14 protein-coding genes, 3 pseudogenes and 1 other annotated feature are annotated in these 19,388 nt (G+C 66.0%); of the genes and pseudogenes, 7 read left to right on the top strand and 10 right to left on the bottom strand.

The features are described 5' to 3' along the window. Positions 1 to 84 precede the first annotated feature (84 nt). From JYA75_RS28270 to JYA75_RS28260, 3 genes and pseudogenes are all read left to right on the top strand, one after another. Positions 85 to 696, top strand: a pseudogene (locus tag JYA75_RS28270) (tyrosine-type recombinase/integrase); the annotation flags it as partial. Then, the gene (locus tag JYA75_RS28265) at positions 693 to 1,499 is read left to right on the top strand and encodes a hypothetical protein (RefSeq protein ID WP_239010621.1); all 807 of its coding nucleotides are present in this window, start codon (positions 693 to 695) and stop codon (positions 1,497 to 1,499) included. The pseudogene JYA75_RS28270 and the gene JYA75_RS28265, both read left to right, overlap by 4 nt. Before the next feature lie 391 nt (positions 1,500 to 1,890). Next, positions 1,891 to 3,353 (top strand): IS3 family transposase gene (locus tag JYA75_RS28260; RefSeq protein WP_203330248.1). Its coding sequence is split into 2 segments (ribosomal slippage): positions 1,891 to 2,257 and positions 2,257 to 3,353, totalling 1,464 coding nucleotides; the frame shifts between segments, so codons are not numbered across the junction. A 44-nt stretch (positions 3,354 to 3,397) separates the two neighbouring features. Here the strand turns inward: JYA75_RS28260 and JYA75_RS28255 are convergent. The 5 genes and pseudogenes from JYA75_RS28255 to JYA75_RS28235 all read right to left on the bottom strand — a co-directional run. After that, a pseudogene (locus JYA75_RS28255) lies at positions 3,398 to 3,649 on the bottom strand (integrase core domain-containing protein); the annotation flags it as partial. Between the two features lie 43 nt (positions 3,650 to 3,692). Continuing rightward, entirely contained in the window at positions 3,693 to 3,998 is a 306-nt protein-coding gene (locus JYA75_RS28250; RefSeq protein ID WP_203330247.1) for a DUF6262 family protein, read from the bottom strand. 19 nt (positions 3,999 to 4,017) lie between these two features. Next, entirely contained in the window at positions 4,018 to 5,916 is a 1,899-nt protein-coding gene (locus JYA75_RS28245; protein WP_239010620.1) for a tyrosine-type recombinase/integrase, read from the bottom strand. After that, positions 5,882 to 6,964 carry a tyrosine-type recombinase/integrase gene (locus tag JYA75_RS28240; protein ID WP_100058637.1) on the bottom strand — a complete coding sequence of 361 codons (1,083 nt, stop codon included), beginning with the start codon at positions 6,962 to 6,964 and terminating at the stop codon, positions 5,882 to 5,884. Before JYA75_RS28240 ends, JYA75_RS28245 begins: the two co-directional genes overlap by 35 nt. 100 nt (positions 6,965 to 7,064) lie before the next feature. Continuing rightward, positions 7,065 to 8,092 (bottom strand): annotated as a pseudogene (locus tag JYA75_RS28235) (IS3 family transposase); the annotation flags it as partial. Then, positions 7,689 to 7,820: a sequence feature (AL1L pseudoknot), on the bottom strand. Its footprint overlaps the pseudogene before it by 132 nt. A 747-nt stretch (positions 8,093 to 8,839) precedes the next feature. On the opposite strand from JYA75_RS28235, the gene JYA75_RS28225 reads away from it, so the two are divergent. The 3 genes from JYA75_RS28225 (at position 8,840) to JYA75_RS28215 (ending at position 11,947) form a co-directional block, all read left to right on the top strand. Then, positions 8,840 to 9,004: a hypothetical protein gene (locus JYA75_RS28225; RefSeq protein WP_155948046.1), complete on the top strand. Its 165-nt coding sequence runs from the start codon at positions 8,840 to 8,842 to the stop codon at positions 9,002 to 9,004. A gap of 87 nt (positions 9,005 to 9,091) precedes the next feature. Then, positions 9,092 to 10,699: an NAD(P)/FAD-dependent oxidoreductase gene (locus JYA75_RS28220; protein WP_239010619.1), complete on the top strand. Its 1,608-nt coding sequence runs from the start codon at positions 9,092 to 9,094 to the stop codon at positions 10,697 to 10,699. A 99-nt stretch (positions 10,700 to 10,798) separates the two neighbouring features. Then, complete coding sequence (locus tag JYA75_RS28215; protein WP_203330245.1) at positions 10,799 to 11,947, top strand: CaiB/BaiF CoA-transferase family protein; 1,149 nt, start codon at positions 10,799 to 10,801, stop codon at positions 11,945 to 11,947. A 984-nt stretch (positions 11,948 to 12,931) separates the two neighbouring features. Here JYA75_RS28215 and JYA75_RS28210 read toward each other — a convergent pair. The 5 genes from JYA75_RS28210 to JYA75_RS28190 all read right to left on the bottom strand — a co-directional run bounded on the left by JYA75_RS28210 (position 12,932) and on the right by JYA75_RS28190 (position 17,793). Continuing rightward, a complete protein-coding gene (locus JYA75_RS28210) occupies positions 12,932 to 13,624 on the bottom strand; it encodes an alpha/beta fold hydrolase (protein ID WP_203330244.1) in 693 nt (230 codons plus the stop codon). Positions 13,625 to 13,796: 172 nt separating this feature from the next. Then, entirely contained in the window at positions 13,797 to 14,963 is a 1,167-nt protein-coding gene (locus JYA75_RS28205) for an acyl-CoA dehydrogenase family protein (RefSeq protein ID WP_203330243.1), read from the bottom strand. A gap of 27 nt (positions 14,964 to 14,990) precedes the next feature. Further along, positions 14,991 to 16,184 carry a thiolase family protein gene (locus JYA75_RS28200; protein WP_203330242.1) on the bottom strand — a complete coding sequence of 398 codons (1,194 nt, stop codon included), beginning with the start codon at positions 16,182 to 16,184 and terminating at the stop codon, positions 14,991 to 14,993. Positions 16,185 to 16,404: 220 nt separating this feature from the next. Next, positions 16,405 to 17,178, bottom strand: coding sequence for an SDR family oxidoreductase (locus tag JYA75_RS28195; protein WP_006935479.1), 774 nt, complete (start codon positions 17,176 to 17,178; stop codon positions 16,405 to 16,407). 75 nt (positions 17,179 to 17,253) lie between these two features. Beyond that, a complete protein-coding gene (locus tag JYA75_RS28190) occupies positions 17,254 to 17,793 on the bottom strand; it encodes a cupin domain-containing protein (RefSeq protein ID WP_241009826.1) in 540 nt (179 codons plus the stop codon). Between the two features lie 440 nt (positions 17,794 to 18,233). On the opposite strand from JYA75_RS28190, the gene JYA75_RS28185 reads away from it, so the two are divergent. Beyond that, positions 18,234 to 19,388: a cytochrome P450 gene (locus tag JYA75_RS28185; RefSeq protein ID WP_239010616.1), complete on the top strand. Its 1,155-nt coding sequence runs from the start codon at positions 18,234 to 18,236 to the stop codon at positions 19,386 to 19,388.

Below are 19,388 nucleotides of genomic sequence, written 5' to 3'. Positions count from 1 at the left end.
TCAACGATTCAGAGAAGTGACGCCGAGCCGTGGAACCTACACATTTGTAGGTTCCACGATTCGGGGTCAGTTTCCAGATTTCGTGTCGGTACGCCCGGGGCGCTGCGCCGCAGCGAACTCGTCGGATTGACCTGCTCGGATGTGCGGATCCATCGGCTCGACGGGGTGCACCTCCGGATCCGCAAGTCCAAGACCGATCAGGAGGGCCGCGGCACGATCCGGCCTTGCCGTTCACCGCCGACCACAGCAGCTGCCCACCGTGCGCGTATCTGCGCTGGGCGCAGGTGGTGGCCGCGTTCGACACCGGCGGCCGGCCCGCGGTGATCCGGCTGCTCGGCACCACACCACCGTTCGACGCGCACCTCTGCCGCGGCCCGCGCCCGCGCACCACCGCGGAGGCGCCGCTGCTACGGGCGATCCGCAAGAACGGCAACCTCTCCCCCACGCCGTTGTCGGGGGCGGCGATGCACCAGGCCATCCGCCGCCGCGCCGAGCGCACCGGCTACGCCCCAGAGCTGGTCGCGCAGGTCGGTGGGCACTCGCTGCGCGCCGGGTTCGTCACCGAGATCTTCCGCAACGGCGCCGACGCCCACGCCATCATGCGCCAGACCGGCACACGACTCCCACGATGCTCGAGGTCTACGCCCGCGAACACGCCCCCTGATCAACAACGCAGTGACGAATTTGGGCTCGTGACCGACCTGACCAGCTCCGTCGACGCTGCGGACGCCGCCACCAACATCACCGCGAATCTATCTGCCCGGGAACGGCATCCGTGGTCGTTGTTCACCGACTGGTGTAGCGCCTTCGGCCACGAGGTACTGCCCGCCGACCCGCGCACCGTGGCAACGTTCGTCCGCGGCCACCCCGCCGCCACCCAGCGGCGCCGGGTCAGCGTCATTAACACCGTCCACACCCGCGCCGGCCTACCCTCACCCGGCCGCAGCGAAACGATCCGGCAGCTGCTCGATGCCGCCCGCCACGACCGGCTGACCGAGATCGCGCGGATCGTCGCCGAGCGGTGCCGGACGGGCTGTTCGGCCCACCGCGACCGACTCATCCTGCCGCTGGCCGCGGCCGGAATCGGATTCACCCAGATCAGCTGGCTCCGACGGGGGGACATCGCCTGCACCGACGAGGGCCCGTACGTCGACACCGGCGACGGCCAACAGCGGGAACTGACGCCCGCGGTCGCCGGTGTCGACGTGGCGGCGGTGTACCGGGACCGGGCCGAAATGCACGCCTTCCTCGACGAGCAGCCCAACACCCGGCGGCTGGCCCAGCACCTAACCGGACACGACGAACCGTTCGACACGGTGGTGCCCGACCGGCGCCGCACCTGGCCGCTGCTGACCCCAATCGACCGCTGGGGTCACGCCCCGTTGATGCCGCTCACGATGACCGCCCAGCCCGTCGCCTCCGTGATACGGGCATATCTGGTCGGCCAGCGCCCGTGCATCGACCATGCCGATCCGAGCATTCCAGCCGTATGGGGATAGTCGGGACGAGTCGTTCACGCAGGACGTCACCCTCAAGCCCGACTACTACGAGCGCGGAGTCGTCGCCCGTCACGCCGCCCAGCAACGACTCGACGACATCACCAAGGTCTTCGACGAGATCGAACCCGAGCCTACGCCCTGCTCGAGAGCCTTTTGACCCTCCTCGGCGACGTGACCGCTGAGCCTGGCCGGGTGGATCTGCCCGTTCGAGGCCTCCAGGATCTCGCGCGGTGACGTGCCCTCTTTGGTTTGGCGGGCCGCATAGGTCGTCCTACGGAGTGATGTTGAAGCCGAGACAGGGCAACGGTGCGGGCCCTGCGTGCCAGGGTGAGTTGAGTCCAACGGTTCACAGCAACCCCGCCTGCAGGGCGAGATACGGATCAACCCCACGATGACGATTTCCAGCATGGTGCCGGTCGAGGACAATGACCGGATGGACCCCTCGCATCCCCGCGCCGACGGACCGCAACGCCGCGTCTTCAGCGCCGCAGACAAGCTCGCCCACCTCGCCGCGTACGAGCAGGCCTGCCAAAGCAACGGAGGCGGGGCGTACCTGCGCAGCGAAGGCCTGTACTCCTCGCTGATCAGCGAATGGCGTAAACAACGCGACGCCGGCGTCCTCGACGGCACGAAACCCGGCGAGAAGACCGGCAAACTCACCGCCGAACAAGCCGAGATCGCTCGACTCACACGCGAACTCGAACGAGCGAACAAGAAGCTGGCCACCACCCAAACCGCACTGGGGATCATGGGAAAAGCACACGAGCTCTTGGAGCAACTCTCCGAGAGCACGAACACGGACGAGCAGCGCAAGAAGCGTTGATGCACGCCCATCACGAACTCACCGAGTCCGGTGTAACTACCAGGGATGCAACCACACTGACAGGAATTATCCGTTCCACCGCAGCGCGGGACAAAGCCCGCCCTGCGGCAACGGACCCGGCCGTCACCGCCGCCGGGAGGGTCCCGGAGAACAAACTCACCGACACCGAACGCCGCGGCGTCCTCGATGTTCTGTGCAGCGCCCGGTTCGTCGACCGGTCACCGCTCGAGGTCTACGCCCAGCTCCTCGACGAGGGGATCTATCTGTGTTCGGTGTCGACGATGTATCGGATTCTGCGGGAGAACGCGCAGGTCAAAGAGCGGCGCCGGCAGGCTCGCCATCCCGCCCGGGTTTGTCCGGAACTGGTGGCCACCGCGCCACGACAGGTGTACACATGGGACATCACCAAGCTGCCCGGTCCGGTCAAAGGCACCTACTTCGATGCCTACGTGATGATCGACATCTTCTCCCGCTACATCGTCGGAGCGCACGTCCAAACCCACGAGTCCGGGCTACTCGCCGCGGAGATGATGACCGAAATCTTTGCTGTGCACGGGATCCCGAACGTCGTACACGCCGACCGGGGAACATCGATGACGAGTAAGACCGTCGCGACGCTGCTCGCCGATCTCGAGGTCACCCGCTCGCATTCACGGCCACGGGTATCCAATGACAACCCCTATTCGGAAGCGCTGTTCAAGACGCTCAAGTACGGGCCGATGTGGCCGGAGCGCTTCGCCTCGATCCACCATGCTCGGAATGTCGTGGACTCGTTTACCGCGTGGTACAACCATGAGCATCGTCATACCGGCATTGGACTGCATACTCCGGCGGATGTGCATTTCGGTCTGGCCGGGCAGAAGGCCACCGAACGCGCCGTCGTGCTCGCTCGAGCCCGAGCGCAGCATCCCGAACGCTTCGGGCCGGCCGGCACCCCGAAGATCCTGGATCTGCCCACCGATGCGTGGATCAACAAACCCGCAGCCGGACCTGACCCGGACCACCCCGACGCCGATCAGGTCGCCGCGTAACTCCCGTTGGACTCTGAACCATCCCGGGTCTCGTGCACACACTGTCATTTGTGTGCGACCGGTTGATCGGCACGGTGTTCAGCGTAGTACTTGGCTTCGTACTCGGCCGGTGGGATCCGCCCGAGACGATGCATGAGCCGGCCGGTGTTGTACCAATGCACCCACGCCGAGGTGGCCTCCTCGACGTCGCTGACGGTCCGCAGCGGACCCTTGCGGAACGGGGAATCGTCGGCGATGCACTCGGCCTTGTACAACCCGATCGTCGTCTCCGCCAGGGCATTATCGTAGGCTTGACCGGCTAATCGCGGCCCAGATCGCGGCGATCACGGTCGGAATGGTTCATCGCCGGCGTTGTGGATTGCGGCGAAGCCGTCGCAGTTGTTCCTCGTGTCTGGTGACGCTGTCGGCGAACTCTTCGACGACGATGCGCAGGTGCGCGACCTCGGTGGCCAGGCCGGTCAAGGTGCGGGCCTCGGTCTGGCGGGTGCGGTGTTCGTCGACGACAGCACGCAACTGAGTGTTGCGGTAGAGCGTCGCCCGACCGACCTGCGCCCGTTCGGCGACGGCAGTGAACGTGATCGGCTCGCCCACGGCGGCGAGCTCAGCGCAGACCCGCTCGACCCTGACCAGCGTGTTCTCGCTCATCCGGCCGCCGATACGGCAATCAACACGTCGAGTCGGGACACGAGAGCGCGATGCCGCTCCGCCTCCTCGATCCAGCCCGCTTCTCCGCATCCTCGGCGAGGTCGCGGGCGTCGACGCGTTGCGCTGCCAGGACAGCAAGGTGGGTGGAGTCGGTGTGGAAACTCGGACAGTGCTCGCAGATGTTGGCATACGGGCACGAGCCTTGCGCGGGCGCCCGCAGGCAGTATCCGCCGGCCAACCTGGATTTGATCGCCGGTGCGTCCTTCCACCCGCCGTCGCCGGTGACGTCGGTCAGCGGGAGCTGGGTGCGGCCTGCGGGAATCGGCCCGATGCGGCTCTTCGCCAGGTCCAGAGCACGTTCGTATTCGCTGCGCACCGTGGCATCGAACAGGTGCGCATAACGCAGACTCATCTGGGTCGACACATGCCCGAGCAGAGCCATCAGCGCCTGCAAGGACACACCGGCGTTGATCAACGCCGTGGCGTAGGTGTGCCGGAGTTGGTGCGGAGTGATGTGCCCCAACCCTGCCGTGGCGGAAGCCCGGTTCAACTCTTGTCGTACTGCGTTCTGCGAGAGTCGTTTTCCGTGATGAGTGAACAGGAAATCGGCGGGGGCTCCCGTGCGGGGATGACGGAGCGGCCGGCCGGGTGAGCGGGTCGCGGTGATCCGATCGACGAGGGTGAGCACTTCCTCGTCGACCGGGACCATTCGCTCGGAGTCGAGTTTGCCGAGAGGGACTTTGAGCCAGGATCCCTGTCCGGGGATTTCGTGGATGCAGTCGAGCTCGAGGTCGAGGAGTTCCCCGATCCGCAACCCGCATGCTCGCTGCACGAGCAGTGCATCAGCAGCGAGTCGGTAGGGTGAATCTGATAGTGCTGCAGTAAGTTTGCGGTCCGCATCGACCGGCAGATATCGAGGTAGGACGCGTTGCGCTCGAGGCAGATCGGCGCGGAAGATCAGTTTCCGTGGCGGTGCATCGTCCCAACCCCATTCGGTGATCTCGGCGAGGAAATTGCCAACGGCGTGGACGCGTCGGATGCGGTCCGCGACAGTGATCGGCTCACCGGTGACACTGTTGACGGTGGTGGTCAGCGAGGTAATGAACGGTTCGATGTGCCGACGCCGATCCAGTGCGGCCAGCGAGACGATATCGGGGTCGATGGCGGCAAGGCAGCGGCCGAAATGCGCCAACCGGGTGGCCAGACTGCTGACTGTCTTGGGAGTGCAGGTGGCGCGTTTGCGGTGCAAGTAGGCCACGAACGCCGGCCGCAGCGCAGCGGGAACGTCGGCCATCCGCTCGTCGAGAGAAAGTGGAGTGACCGCCGGTCGTGCTTCACTGTCGAGGATCCCGAGATGAAACAAGATCTGTCGGGCACTGTGGGTGGTGGCGCGATAGTGCCTTGCGCCTCGCCCGGTATGCATCTGTCGAATATCGCACGCGTGCAATAGGTCCTGCAGGTCACTCTCGCGCAGCTCGGCCAGCGGGAGGCCGGTCTGGATCAGTAGCCTGGCGATGATCTGCGATCCGATGGCGGATGCGACTCGCTGGGTGAATCCCAATTCGCGTGCTGCGTCGATGAACTGATTCAGATCTGGTGCGAGGCAGCTGTCGGTCAATTCGTGCCAGAGACTCGACAGTTTGCGGTGGACGAGGTAGTCGTAGCCCGGTTGCAGCCGTCGGCTGACCATCAGGAAGGTGATGAACGGGCGGGTCGAACAGTTCGCCGCCAATCGTGTATCGAGCGGCAGGTCGGCCCACCGCCGGACCTGAGGCCAGCGCCTCAGGAACGAGCGGGCGGACTGGGTGTAGGCGGTGTTGCCGCGGCTGCGCCGCTGCAGGTGGACCAGGTAGGCGGCGTAGATGTCCGCCGGGTTCTCGTCCTCAGGTGCGGGTGCGTAGTCGTGTGCGGGCTGCATCGAATTCCGCCTTGACGTGGGTGGGTGTCAGATGGATGTAGCGGGCTGTGGTGTCGACGTGTGCGTGCCCGAGCAGTGCCTGCATCACGGCCAGATCCACACCGGCCTCGGCCATCGCGGTGCCGAAGGTATGTCGCAGCGCATGGGGGTGACCTGCGAGTACTCCCGACTTGAGGCGGTGGTAGCGGAAGATGGTCCGTAACCCGGCCGGGGTCAACGGCTGTCCGCGGTTCGGGCCTTTCGCGACGAGGAACAGGCGGGTGCTCGACGATTCGGGTCGTTCGGTGAGCAGATACGTTTGGATCAGCCCGGCGACTTCCACATCAAGTGGCACCCGACGTTCTTTGGCGCCTTTGCCGAAGACTCGTATCCAGCGGGCACCGATGTCGATATCGGTGACGTCGAGGGTGAGGATTTCTCCGGATCGTAAGCCGGAGAGCAACATCAGGCCGGCGATCGAGCGGTCCCGCCATGTTCGCAGGCTGGAGAGCAGATCCGCTGTTTCACGGCGGTCGAGCGGTCGTGGTAGTCGGCGGGGTTCGCGCAGGCGTAGTGCGGATCGGCGCTTCGGTCGGACCAGGTGGCCGAGCAGTCCGTTGCGTTCTTCGGCGCTGACTCTGCGGGCTTCCCGCCCGCTGGGTATCGGGTTGCGCAGCTCGGGCTCGCGCAGAGCGCGGAAGGTGAACAACCCGGTCAGGGCGGCGAGCCGGTGGTTGATGGTGGTCGCGCTGTAATGGTCGAGACGCTTGCCGGTCATCGACAGCACGTTCGCGGGGCGTCCGGCGATCGCGGTTTCGCGGCAGTGCCGCATGAAGTCCAACACAGTGTCGGTGGTGACCGAATCGATTTCACTGCTGTTGGATTCGAGCCAGCGGCAGAATGCGAGCAGGTCGTAGCCGTAGGCCCGGACGGTGCGTGGCGAGTAGTTTCGGTCGGTCAGGTAGGCGAGGTATTCGTTGACCAATGGGTACTTGTCGGCGCTGGGCCCGGACAGTATCCAGGCGGCTTCGGTGCCGGATTCGAGACGCAGCCTGGGCTGATTCGTCATGAGACAGGTGTAACGCCGTCGTCGATGGTGGTCAAGCACTTCCAGCGTCGGCGTGTCGATTCGTGGGTAACGATCCGGTGGATTAGCCGGTCAACAGGCAGTCACCTACCGACCCGATCGACGGCCGAAGCCCTTGCAGGAACAGGGTTTCCCCGAATCGCAGAGCCGTATATTGAGAGCCCGCATCCGAGTGATGAATAGTCCCCTCGCGCAACGGATTACCTTGCATCGACCGCAGCATGCAGGCCTGATTCACCGCCCGCTCTACGAACGCGGCTTCCTTCGACGTCGACACCTCCCAACCGACGATCGTGCCGGCGAACGCATCGATCACGAACGCCGTGTACGCGAAGCAGGGCACCATCCGCACGTACGTGAAGTCGGCGACATAGAGCGCGTCGGGCCGGTCGACCCGGAAGTTCCGGTCGACCAGGTCCGGTGGCCGCGGCGCCGACGGCTCCGCGATGGTGGTGCGGACCCTCTTCGTCCGGGTGGTGCCGCGCCACCCGTTCACGCGCATCAGCCGCTCCACGGTGCAGCGGGCCACCTCGATGCCCTGACGTTGCAGGTGGGCCCACATCTTCAGCGAGCCGTACAACGACTCCGGTTTGCGTCTGCCGTGCTCGTCCCGCTCGACGTAGTACGAGGCCAGCACCGCGGTGATGGTGGCGTCCCACAATGCGCGCTTCGACAGCGGGCGCGCCAGCCAGGCGTAGAAGGTTCTCGGGGCGATCGCGGCGCCGTGCTCGGTGAGCACGCGGCAGATCGGTACGACCCCGAACTCATCGCGATGTTCGGCGATGAATCGGCAGATCACTTGCGTGGCGGGTCGCACTCCCGCGCGAAGAAAGATGTTGCGGCTTTGAGTATTTCGATGGTCTTCTCGAGCTCGGCGTTCTTCCGGCGCAATGCCCGCAATTCGATCTCCGCCTCGGACGCCGACGCGGCATGGGTGCCATCACCCGCCGCTTCGGCCTTGCGGACCCACACCCGCACGGTCTCTGTCTTCAGTGACATTCGTTCGGCGATTGTGCGGATCGCTTCGTATTCCGAGGCGTAGTCACCACGGTGTTCGAGGACCAGGCGCACGGCCTTCTCTCGCACCTCGGCTGGATAGACATTCGGCATAAGGATTACCTTCCCAAGAAAGAAGGTGCGCATCAAACCCGGGACGATTCACTCAACCGCCTTGACACATTCCGCGGGGCGCGATTGGGCTGCTGGTCACCGGACCGGTTCAAGCGGTGCCGCACCGCTGCACCGCTGCTGGCCGGGATGAAGGCAGCGTCGGCCAAGAGGGGCCCGTGGCCTTGTCGCGGACGCGACCCGGGTGGTACCTGGGAATCCTTGCAGGCAGCCGGCCGACGTTCGAACGGGCCTGATGATTGCTCTGCGCCGCGGCGGTGGTCTGCCTCGGGTCCGATAGTCACACCGAAGGTTCGCGGCTATGACTTCGACGCGGCATTTCTGTGCTTCCGTACAGAGAGGGTGGACCATGAGGGCTCAGTGAGCGTCCTGCAGCCACCAGCCCGGCTGCCAGTCGACCAGCGCCCTACATCTGACAGCGCGAATCGGTCCCGCTCAGGTCGAACGAGAACCCCTGTCCCCGGCTCGACGACGTGACGACGGTGCCCCACTCCAGTGCACGCCGCCAGCCGCACGCACCTGCGCGAATGTCGGATGAGGGTTACGCAGCACCGTTGGTCCGTCGGTCGTATGTCACAGACGGCGTCGCTTACAGGCGATCTCGTGCCGCGAGGACGACACGGTCGGAACGCGTAGCGGCGGTGCTTCTGGGACCACTTCTGTACTAGTGCACAAAATTGTGAGCAGCGCGAGCATGATCAGTTCTGAGATGCGTGTCACAGTTTCGTCATGACAGTTCCCCTCAAGCGAGTCGTCGTTGGCGGCACCACCGAAGGCGTGCGTTTTCCGGTGGGCGGCCGCGTCGTCCAGGGCGGAGTCCGGCCCGGCTGGCAACCACGGCAGCGTGCCGGCCACCTTGCCTACGTGATCTTCGACGCCCGTTCGTCGATCTAGACCGATCCGTCGAAGCCGTCACACCAGCAACAGAAATCTGAGAGATCGAAGGGACCACCCGTTATGCCATTCCAGACCCTGTCCGACGTGGACGCCGTCGTCATCGGCGCAGGCTTCGCCGGCCTGCGCACCATCCACGCCCTGCGCAAGCTCGGGCTGTCCATGCAGGTGTTCGAGGCGGGCGCCGACGTCGGCGGAACCTGGTACTGGAACCGGTACCCGGGCGCGCGGACCGACACCGAGAGCTGGGCCTACTGTTTCTCCTTCGACCGTGAGGACTGGGAACAATGGGACTTCCCTGAGCGTTTCTCCGCCCAGCCCGACACGCTCGCCTACCTTCGCCATGTCGCCGACAAGCACGACATGCGCAAGCACATCCGGTTCTCCACGCGGGTCACGGGTGCAACCTTCGACGAGGACACGAATCGTTGGACCGTGGTCACCGAGGACGGCCTCGAGGTCAGCTGCCGCTGGTTGATCACGGGTCTCGGGTGGCTGGGCGTCAGCTTCACGCCCCCCTTCCCGGGGGCCGACTCGTTCCAGGGCGAGACCTATGTGACGTCCCAGTGGCCTCACGAGCCGGTCGAGCTGGCCGGCAAGCGGGTCGGCGTCATCGGCACCGGGGCCACCGGAGTCCAGGTCATCCAGAGTGTCGCGCACGTCGCGGAGCATCTGACGGTCTTCCAGCGCACCCCCAACTTCGTGGTGCCGACACGCAACCATGCCTTGTCGCCCGAGCAGAAGGCTGAGCTCAAGCGCGACTACGAGGCTGTCTGGGAGAAGGCGTTCAAGCACGTCTTCGGCTTCCCGATGGACTCTCCGCAGCGGCTTGGTTCCGAGCTCAGCGACGAGGAGCTGGAGAAGGTCTTCGAGGCGGGATGGGAGGCCGGCGGTTTCCGGTTCATCTTCGAGACCGTCGATGACCTGCTGGTAGACCAGCGCGTCAACGACGCGGCCGCGGAGTTCGTCCGCCGCAAGATCCGGACCATCGTGAAGGACCCGCACACCGCTGAGCTGCTCTGCCCCACTACCCATCCGATCGGTGGCAAGCGCCCGCCGCTGGGAAGCTTCTATTACGAGACGTTCAACCGTCCGAACGTGTCCCTGGTGAGTGTGCGTGAGGATCCGATCGTCGAGGTTACGCCGACCGGTCTGCGTACGGCGAGCGGCGCCGAGTACGAGCTGGATGTGATCATCTACGCAACAGGCTTCGACGCCATCACCGGCCCTCTGGCCTCCCTGGACATCCGCGGGGTCGGGGGTCGTACGATCGCGGAGCAGTGGGCAGAGGGGGCCGAGATGCTGCTCGGTCTGTCCGCGGCCGGATTCCCGAACCTGTTCACGATTCTGGGACCTCAGGCGCCTTTCGCGAGCCACCCGCCGGTCATCGAGACGCAGGTCGAGCTCATCGAGAAGATCCTCGAACGCGCCCTGGCGATGGGGGCCACCCGTGTCGAGGCCACTCCGGAGGCGGTCCAGGCCTGGTCGGACCAGTGCGACGTGGTCCTCAAGGCGACGCTGTTGGAGCAGGGGTTGGGCGATCGGCCTTGGTTCCTGGGCGCGAACGTGCCCGGCAAGAAGGCGAGTGCCTTGTGCTATCTGGGCGGCTTGGGTAACTACGTCGCAGCCGTGCAGCAGGAGGTCGAGAGCGGATTCTCGAGCTACACGCTCAGTGCCGCGCCTGCTCTTGCCTAGCTGACGTCGGCGCGCCGTGTGCGCGCTATGTGAGGGCCCGCTCGTGCAGTAGCGCGAGCGGGCCTTCGAAGCGATGATCGCGACGAGAAAGGAATCGACGTGGGGCCTTTGCACGGGCTGCGGGTGCTCGAGCTCGGCGGCCGGGGTCCGGTGCGCTTCAGCGGAATGCTGCTGGCCGATCTCGGTGCCGAGGTGATCAGCATCCATCGCCCTCGGCCCGCCGACGATGTCACGCCGTTGGGAGACGCCGGGCTCGGGCGTGGTAGGCGCAGAGTGAGTCTCGATCTGCGCACCCCTGCGGGGCGGCGGGCCGCGCTCGCGATTGCGAGCCGGGCCGATGCCGTCATCGAGGGCTTCCTACCCAAGGTCACCGAGAGCCTTGGGGTGGGACCTGCTGACTGCATGGCCGCGAATCCCCGACTGGTCTACGGCCGCATCACCGGCTGGGGGCAGACCGGGCCCTTGGCGAACCAGCCCGGCCACGACATCAACTTCCTGGCCGTCTCCGGCGTGCTCGCCCACCTCGGACGCGCCGATACCCTGCCGGCACCCCCGATGAATCTGCTGGCCGACGGCGGTGGCGCCATGCTGCTCACGCTCGGGGTGACGGCTGCCGTCCTGCAGGCTCGCGAGTCGGGTGTGGGACAGGTGGTCGACGCGTCGATGCTCGAGGGTGACGCGCTGCTCAGCACCATGAGTCACGAGATGCGCAACGAGGGTCGGTGGGTCGACGAGCGGGGTTCGAACCTCAACGATTCCGGCGCCCCGTTCTACGACGTGTACCCCACATCTGACGGTCGCCTTGTCGCAGTCGGAGCCGTGGAGGAACGGTACTGGACGGCCCTGCTGGCGCTGCTCGAGATTGGAGACGAGGGGCCGGATCGGTGGGATCGCGCCACTTGGCCCTGGTGGCGGGAACGACTCGGGGCCGCTTTCGCCCAGCGCACGCAAACTCAGTGGTGCGAGCACTCCGAGGCCGCCGGGGCTTGTGTCTCGCCGGTGCTGACGGGGGCGGAGGCGGCGGACCATCCGCACAATCGGGAACGTGGGATCTTCACCCGAGTCGGCGACGATGTTCTTCCCTCGCCGGCGCCGCGGTTCAGCCGAACGACGCTCCGGCCGCTGGGCAGCACTGCGTGGGGAAGCGACCAAACGCGTCAGGTGCTCGCCGAACTCGAGATCGACGAGATGGGCATCTTCGACGTGCCGGCAGCCAGTGGCCGCAGCGGCGCCGGGGCGGCCCGGTAGCGGTCCGCCCCGGCGCCACACGACTGTCATCGCCCTCTAAGCGATCGATCATGCAGTTGCGATCGTCGGTCGTGATCCTCGAGCCGGTGCACCGCTCGACGCTGCTGAGACAGTAACGCAGCGAGTGGGGATGAACGCCGAACTCGTCGGCCATAGTTCGCGCCCGTTTACTGCCCCAATCCGAGAACGACTCCGAGGATCACGAGGGAATCCTCGGCCTTGACCCGACAGTCGGTGACCAGCGATCCGAGCGCATCTCAGGAAAGCACTGGGCCCGCTCTCGGGAGGTCGAGTCAACAGGGGCCGAGCTGCACCCAGCTCGCCGACCGAGAGCAGTCCTGGTGCCGCGCGTCGTGGTGCCGCGTCGACGAGTGCTCACGGAGGACAGCGCAGCACCTGCTGAGCATCCCCATACGGCGCTGATCGTCGATCGTGTCGTCTCCGACCGCCGACATCGACGTACACCTCGTTAGTCGGGTCCAGGCCGGCCAAAACATCCAGATGTGCTTCTTCTCCTAGCTCAGCTGCCCGGCACGGTCGAGGTCGCGGACCGGCAAGACCTACGCGATCTCCCGGCCCGACACGCGCGGCCGAGGTCGCTGACGGCGGGGTCGCACTCGGTGGGGAACTGCGCCACCTGCTGCGGAGTGATCCGCATCGAATCGGGAAGGCTCGCGCGACGAGGCAGATCACCCACCGCTCGTCCAAATCGACACCTCAGCGACCTGGCTACTGCCTCGCCCTCGCGACTGCCCCCAGATCAGATCCGCCGCAGAATAGAACTCGACACCGCGGTGGTGTGGAGACGAAACGCGAGTATCGAGCACGCATCCAGTTGGGCGCCTTGGGGATTCGACCAGACCGTCGACTCGATCGTGTACGAGGCGTGCCGACGCGAAGGGCCAGGGGCTCGTCGGTGATACAGCTGAGCTCGCCGCGAAGGGCCGGGCGGGAGTTCTTTCCGGCCCGGCCCTTGTGCACGTGTCAGCTCGCCGCCGCGGCGATGACCTCGGCGATTTCGGCCGGTTGGGTGAGCATCGGTGCGTGTCCCGCGTCCACCTCGATAACAGTGTCGGCGTGGCTCGCGAACTCGTGTTGCAAAGCGACGGAGAACATCTTGTCCTGCAGCGCGATCACGTAGGTGGTGGGGTGTTGCTGCCAGCCGAGCCCAGCGGCAGTCTCGCCGAGCGTGCCGAGCGCGTGTGGGCCCATCTTGTCCAGCACGGGGGCGGCTTGCTCGTCTGTGGCGTCGTTGAGCATGGTCTCCCGTGCAGCCTCGCGCCCGAGCGTGGCGGTCCCGTCCTCCCGTGGCTCGAGGGCTGCCGCGAGATCGCCCTGTGGCTCCGGGTCGCGGCCCAGGAGGTCGCTGACGGATTCGCCGGCCTGGGGCAGAGCCGCACAGACGTAGACCAGATGGGCTACACCGTCGTTGTCCACAGAGGCACGGGTGATCACGGCACCGCCGTACGAATGGCCGACCAGGACGGCCGGCTCGTCGAAAGCCTTCAGGGCGTCACGGACTGCCTGGGCATCTCGCTCGAGCGTTCCGTCCGGACCGCGGCTCGGAAGATCCACGGTACCTGCCCGTATGCCGCGCTTTTCCAGTTCGGCAATCACTTTGTCCCACTCCCAGGATCCGGTGAAGGCACCGTGTACGAGAAGTACGGGCTTGGCCATACGATCCCCCTCTGTTTGCTCTGCGCCGGGAGTCGTGTCAACGCCCGGCAGTTGGTCACTTCGTCAAGGTTGTGTTGCTGGATCGGTTCACGCGAACCGGGCTGCCGCCGGGCTCGTCTCCTTGAGTGAGGACGAGGCCGGCCAGGAAGCTGCCGTTTACGCAGTGTTTCGGTTACGCAGGTGCGGACATGCCGGCGGCGATGTCACGCCCGATGATTTCCTTCATGATTTCGGTGGTGCCGCCGTAGATCGTGTGGACACGGGTGTCGACGTAGGCGCGGCCGATGGGGTATTCCATCATGTAGCCGTAGCCGCCGTGCAGCTGCACACACCGGTCGACGACGCGTTTTTCCAGTTCGCTGGCCCACCATTTAGCCTTGGCGGCGTCGACGGCGGTCAGCTCCCCGGCATTGAGAGCGAGAACGCACCGGTCGAGGTGGGATTGGGTGACTTCGATTTCGGTGAGCATCTCGGCGAGCGCGAAGCGCGTGTTCTGCAGGTCACCGATGGGTGCGCCGAACGCGGTGCGTTCGAACACGTAGTGTTTGGTCCACTCGTACGCGGCGCGCGCGCCGGTGAGCGAGGCGACGGCGATGGACAGGCGTTCGAGAGGCAGATGCTCCATCAGGTGGAGGAATCCCTTGCCTTCGGTGCCGAGCAGGTTCGACCCCGGCACGCGCACCTGGTCGAAGGACAGTTCGGCGGTATCCTGGCCGGCGAGGCCGACCTTCTGCAGTTTGCGGCCCCGGGTAAAGCCCGGCATGCCGCGTTCGACGACGAGCAGCGAGAAACCACGGGCGCCGGCGCTGGGATCGGTGCGGGCCACGACGATCACCAGATCGGCATGGATGCCGTTGGTGATGAACGTCTTCTGTCCGGTCAGGATCCAGTCGTCACCGTCGCGGACGGCGGTCGTCTTGACGCCCTGCAGGTCCGACCCGGTGCCGGGCTCGGTCATGGCGATCGCACCGATGAGTTCACCGGCGGCCATGCCGGGCAGCCAGCGCTGCGTCTGCTCCTCGGTGCCCAGATCGATCAGATAAGGAAGCGCAACGTCGTCCTGCAGGCTCATCCCCGCACCGAAGGAGGTGACGCCGGTGCGGGCGATCTCCTCGGCGACGACACACCGGAACCGGTAGTCGGTCACGCCCGCGCCGCCGTATGCCTCGGGGACGGCCAGACCCACGATGCCGGCCTTGCCGGCGGCGAGCCAGGCGGAGCGGTCGATCAACCGCTCGTCCTCCCACCGCTGGTAGTGCGGTTCGACCTCGCGGGCGAGGAACTCGCGCACCGTGTCCCGGTACGCCTCGTGGTCTGCTTCGTAGAAGGTGCGCTGCATGATTCTTCTTCCGGGTGGTCTGCGGCTTCAGAGGCGTTCGATGAGGGTGGCGTTGGCCATGCCGGCGCCCTCGCACATGGTCTGCAGGCCGTACCGGCCGCCGGTGCCCTCGAGGTGGTTGACCAGGGTGGTCAGCAGCCGGGTGCCCGACGAACCGAGGGCGTGTCCGAGGGCGATCGCGCCGCCGCGCGGGTTGAGCCGGGCCGGATCCGCCCCGAACTCGTGCGCCCACATCAGCGGCACCGGGGCGAACGCCTCGTTGACCTCGTAGGCATCGATGTCGTCGATACCCAGACCCGAGCGGGCCAGGATCTTCTTCGTCGCGGGGATGGGGGCGGTGAGCATGAACATCGGATCGTCGCCGGCGACGGCGAAGGAATGGAACCGGGCCCGCGGGGTCAGCCCGAGCTTGGCCGCGGCCTCCTCGCTCATGATCAGCACCGCCGACGCCCCGTCGGTCAGCGGCGACGAGTTGCCCGGGGTGATGTGCCAGCCGGCCTCCGGGAAGCGCTGCGCGTACGCCTCGGTGTGGAACGAGGGCTTCAGCCCGGCCAGGGCCTCGGCCGTGGTGGCGGCGCGCACCGTCTCGTCGACGGTGTGCGCGACGAGATTGCCGTCCCTGTCGCGCACCGCGATCGGAACGATCTCGGCGTCGAAGCTCCCGCTCGTCGCTGCGGCGGCCGCCCGGCGGTGGGATTCGGCCGAGAACTCATCGAGCGCCTCGCGGTCGAACTTCCACTTCGCGGCGATCAGCTCGGCGGAGATGCCCTGGCCCACCAGCCCCTGCGGGTAGCGGGCGGCAATGCCCGGACCACCGGTGTCCTTGCCGAGGGACGAGGAGCCGAACGGGACGCGGCTCATCGACTCCACCCCGCAGGCGATGACGACGTCGTAGGCGCCGGCGATGACGCCCTGGGCGGCGAAGTGGGCGGCCTGCTGGCTCGAGCCGCACTGGCGGTCGATGGTGGTGGCCGGCACCGACTCGGGGAACCCGGCCGACAGCAGCGCGGTGCGGGAGATGTTCAGCGCCTGCTCCCCCACCTGATGCACACAGCCGCCGATGACGTCGTCGACCAGCGCCGGGTCGAGGTCGTTGCGGTCGACCACGGCGCGCAGCACGTGGGCGAGCAGTTCGACCGGATGGGTGCCGGACAGGGCGCCGCCGGGCTTGCCCTTGCCGGAGGCGAGGCGCACGGCATCGACGATCACAGCGTGGCTCATGAGTGAACTTCTTTCGGTTGCAGGTGGGTGCAGGTGGAAGCGGTCGGTGCCCCGGTGGAGGGGAGTGCCTGGGCACCGACCGGGCTCGAGGGGGTCAACAGCCCTGCCAGGCGGGGACTGAGTGTTCGGCGAAGGCGGTACTGCACCGGTGGTGCGAGAACGGGACGGTCCCCCAAGCAGCCATCACGATGTCTGGACTTGGAATATGTAAGAGCGCCAGTCAGACTCCGTTGCTGCCGCCGTCGACGAAGAACAGGGAACCCGTCGAGAAGGCGGAGGCGTCGGAAAGCAGCCAGGCCGCCTGCTCGGCAATGTCGATCGAGTTCCCGACATGTCCGATCGGCTGGCCTTGTGCCAATGACTTCGCCAGAACGGGATCGTGCAGCACCGAGTCGAGCATCGGGGTGGCGATGGTGCCGGGCAAGATGACGTTGACCCGGATACCTCGGGAGGCGTAGTCCAGTGAGGCGGCGCGGGTGAGACCGACGACGCCATGCTTGCTCGCCACGTAGGACGGCATTCCGGGAACTGCCTTGTATCCTGCCAGCGATGCGGTATTGACGATCGATCCGCCACCGTGCTGGAGCAGGTATCCGATCTCGTGCTTGAGGCAGAAAAAGACACCGGTCAGATTGATGCCGATGGTGCGGTACCAGTCTTCCGCGCGGGTCTCGTGAAGCGGTGACTGTGGGCCGATTCCGGCGTTGTTGAATGCGCCGTGCAGTCCGCCGAATTTCTCGGCCGTGGCGTGGACCAGGGCCTCGACCTCCTCTTCGACGGAGACGTCGGTGCGCAGGTATTCGGCCCGGCCGCCGTCGGATTTGATCTGGTCTGCGGTCTCTTTCGCGTTCTGCTCATTGATGTCGGCGACCATCACGTTGGCGCCCCGCGCAGCGAACAGCTGTGCACTGGCGCGACCGATGCCGCTGCCGGCTCCGGTGACGATCAGCGATTTGTCCGTCAGATCGAGCGACTTGTACGCGTCGGTAGGCACAACAATCTCCTAGGTATGCCCGATGGCCGGGTGGTGGGATCTGTCTCGGCGGCAATGACGAGGTCCAGCCGAGTCCTACTTCTCGACGTCCTTCTCGACGTCGAGGATCACGTAGGCGAGAGTCGCCGGCCGGTCGCTTCGATTGCGCCAGGCGTGGCGTGCGCCGTTCTGAACGATCGTCGTCCCGGTGGGGAGGTGCACCTCGGCTCCGTCGTCGAGTTCGAGGTAGAGCTCGCCTTCGACGACGATGGAGTAGTCGACCGTCTTGGTCTGGTGCATACCCGGGGCGTCGGGTTCGAAGACGCCGATCAGGCCGGGAAGCTTGGTTTCGGCCTCATCCGCCCATTCGGCAAGCTCATCTTCGGTAGGGGCGGGTGCGTCCGGCTCTGCCGCGGACTCGGGGGGGAAACGGAGCAACCCGAACCGGGTACCCCCGGGACCGGGAAAGAAGGTCTTGTTGTCCGGCTGCGGTGAGGCCACAGGGCTCTCGAGGGCTCCCTCGGTGCCCCAGATCGCGAAGAACTGGGCGCCAGGCATCATCGCCAGCTCCACGGGTGCAATATCCGACGCTTCATAGGCGACCGACTTGCCCTTGGCATCGACACCGGTGACCACGCGCTTGATTTGAAGGCTCATGTGGCGACGGTCTCATATTCGAGATCGATCGCCGTGAAGCAACGGCTCGCCATCTTGTGCCCTATTCCAAAAACGGGAAGCTCACGATCTTCTCGACACAGGCAAGGCATCCCGAAGCCAGGGGTGAATCGGCAGGACACGACCGGGGCTACCGGAGCTGACCGGCTCTTCGGGGCGAGAGTGGGCCCCACCTGGGGTGATGACTATTTGTGCCGATGTCCAGTTTTTTCGGCCCCGGTGGTGCGTGCCCGCCCTTCGGCCGTGTGATGCTCGGAACACGAGCCGGCCACGGTCCCACTGGCGGACAGAAGTGGCAGCCCAGCCACATGATCTGGAGAGACACAGTGCCTACTTCGACTACGAAATTCGACCCCACGGATCCGGCGATTCTCCGCGACCCGTACGACACCTTCGCGCGGATGCGGGCCGAGGCGCCCGTCCACTGGAGCGCGGAGCTGTCGGCCTGGTTGGCGGTGGACGCGGGGTCCGTTCAGACGGTGCTGACGACACCGGCGGTGTTCTCGGCGAACCGTTTGGTGCCGGTCTTCGACCGGCTCAAGGAAAAGGATCAGGCCTCGGCTGCCGACGTCATGCGGTGGTTGTCGATTTGGATGGTGTTCCAGGACCCACCGAACCACACCCGGGTGCGCCGCCATCTCGCAGCGGTGATCAACCCGACCATGACCAAGGACCTGCGCGAGCCGATCCAGGAAATCGCCACGCAATTGCTCGACAGCCTCCCGAAGAACGAATCGTTCGACTTCTACACCGACTTCGGTCTGAAGCTCCCCGGCTATGTCGTGATGGATCTGCTCGGCGTCCCGCGTGAGCGGTTGCCGGAGGTCAAACAGTGGGCGGACGAGATGATGCTGTTCATCGGGAGCGCGCGCTCGGTGGAGGACAAGTACGGCCGTGCCCGCCACGGCGCCTTGTCGATGGCAGAACTGTTCCGCGGGTTGATCGCGGACCGGAAGGCGGCACCGCAGGACGATGTGCTCACCCGCATGATCACCAGCGAAATCGATGGTGAGACCCTGACCGAGGACGAACTGGTTGCCTCGATGATGATGATCGGCAACGGCGCGCAGGAGACCACCGCCCACCTGATCGGCAATGCCCTGCTGGCCTTGCAGAACCATCCCGAGACGCTGGCTGAACTGCACGCCGATCCGGCCAAGGTGACCCCGGGGGCGATCGAGGAATTCCTGCGCTACGACGGTCCGGTGCTCTCGACAGCCCGGATCGTGGTCGAGGACACCGAGCTGGGTGGGCAGCACCTGGCCGAGGGCGACCGCATTTTCGCGATCCTCGCTGCCGCCAACCGTGACCCGGCTGTGTTCGACCGACCGGACGAACTCGATCTGGGGCGTCGCCCGAACCCCCATCTTGCGTTCTCGAAAGGTGCGCACTTCTGCCTCGGAGCTCCCATCGCCCGACTCGAGGCACAGATCGCACTGACCGAGATCGTGCGACGCTTCCCGGACTACCGGATCAGTGAGCCGGTCGAAGAGATCGCCTGGAGCAACTCGATGGTCACCCGCGGCCCCACCCGACTTCCGGTGAGGTTGAGCTGA

The organism is Rhodococcus sp. PSBB066, assembly GCF_017068255.1.
In the GTDB taxonomy this organism is placed as follows: Bacteria; Actinomycetota; Actinomycetes; order Mycobacteriales; family Mycobacteriaceae; genus Rhodococcus; species Rhodococcus aetherivorans.
This window is presented reverse-complemented; position numbering and strand designations above follow the sequence as displayed.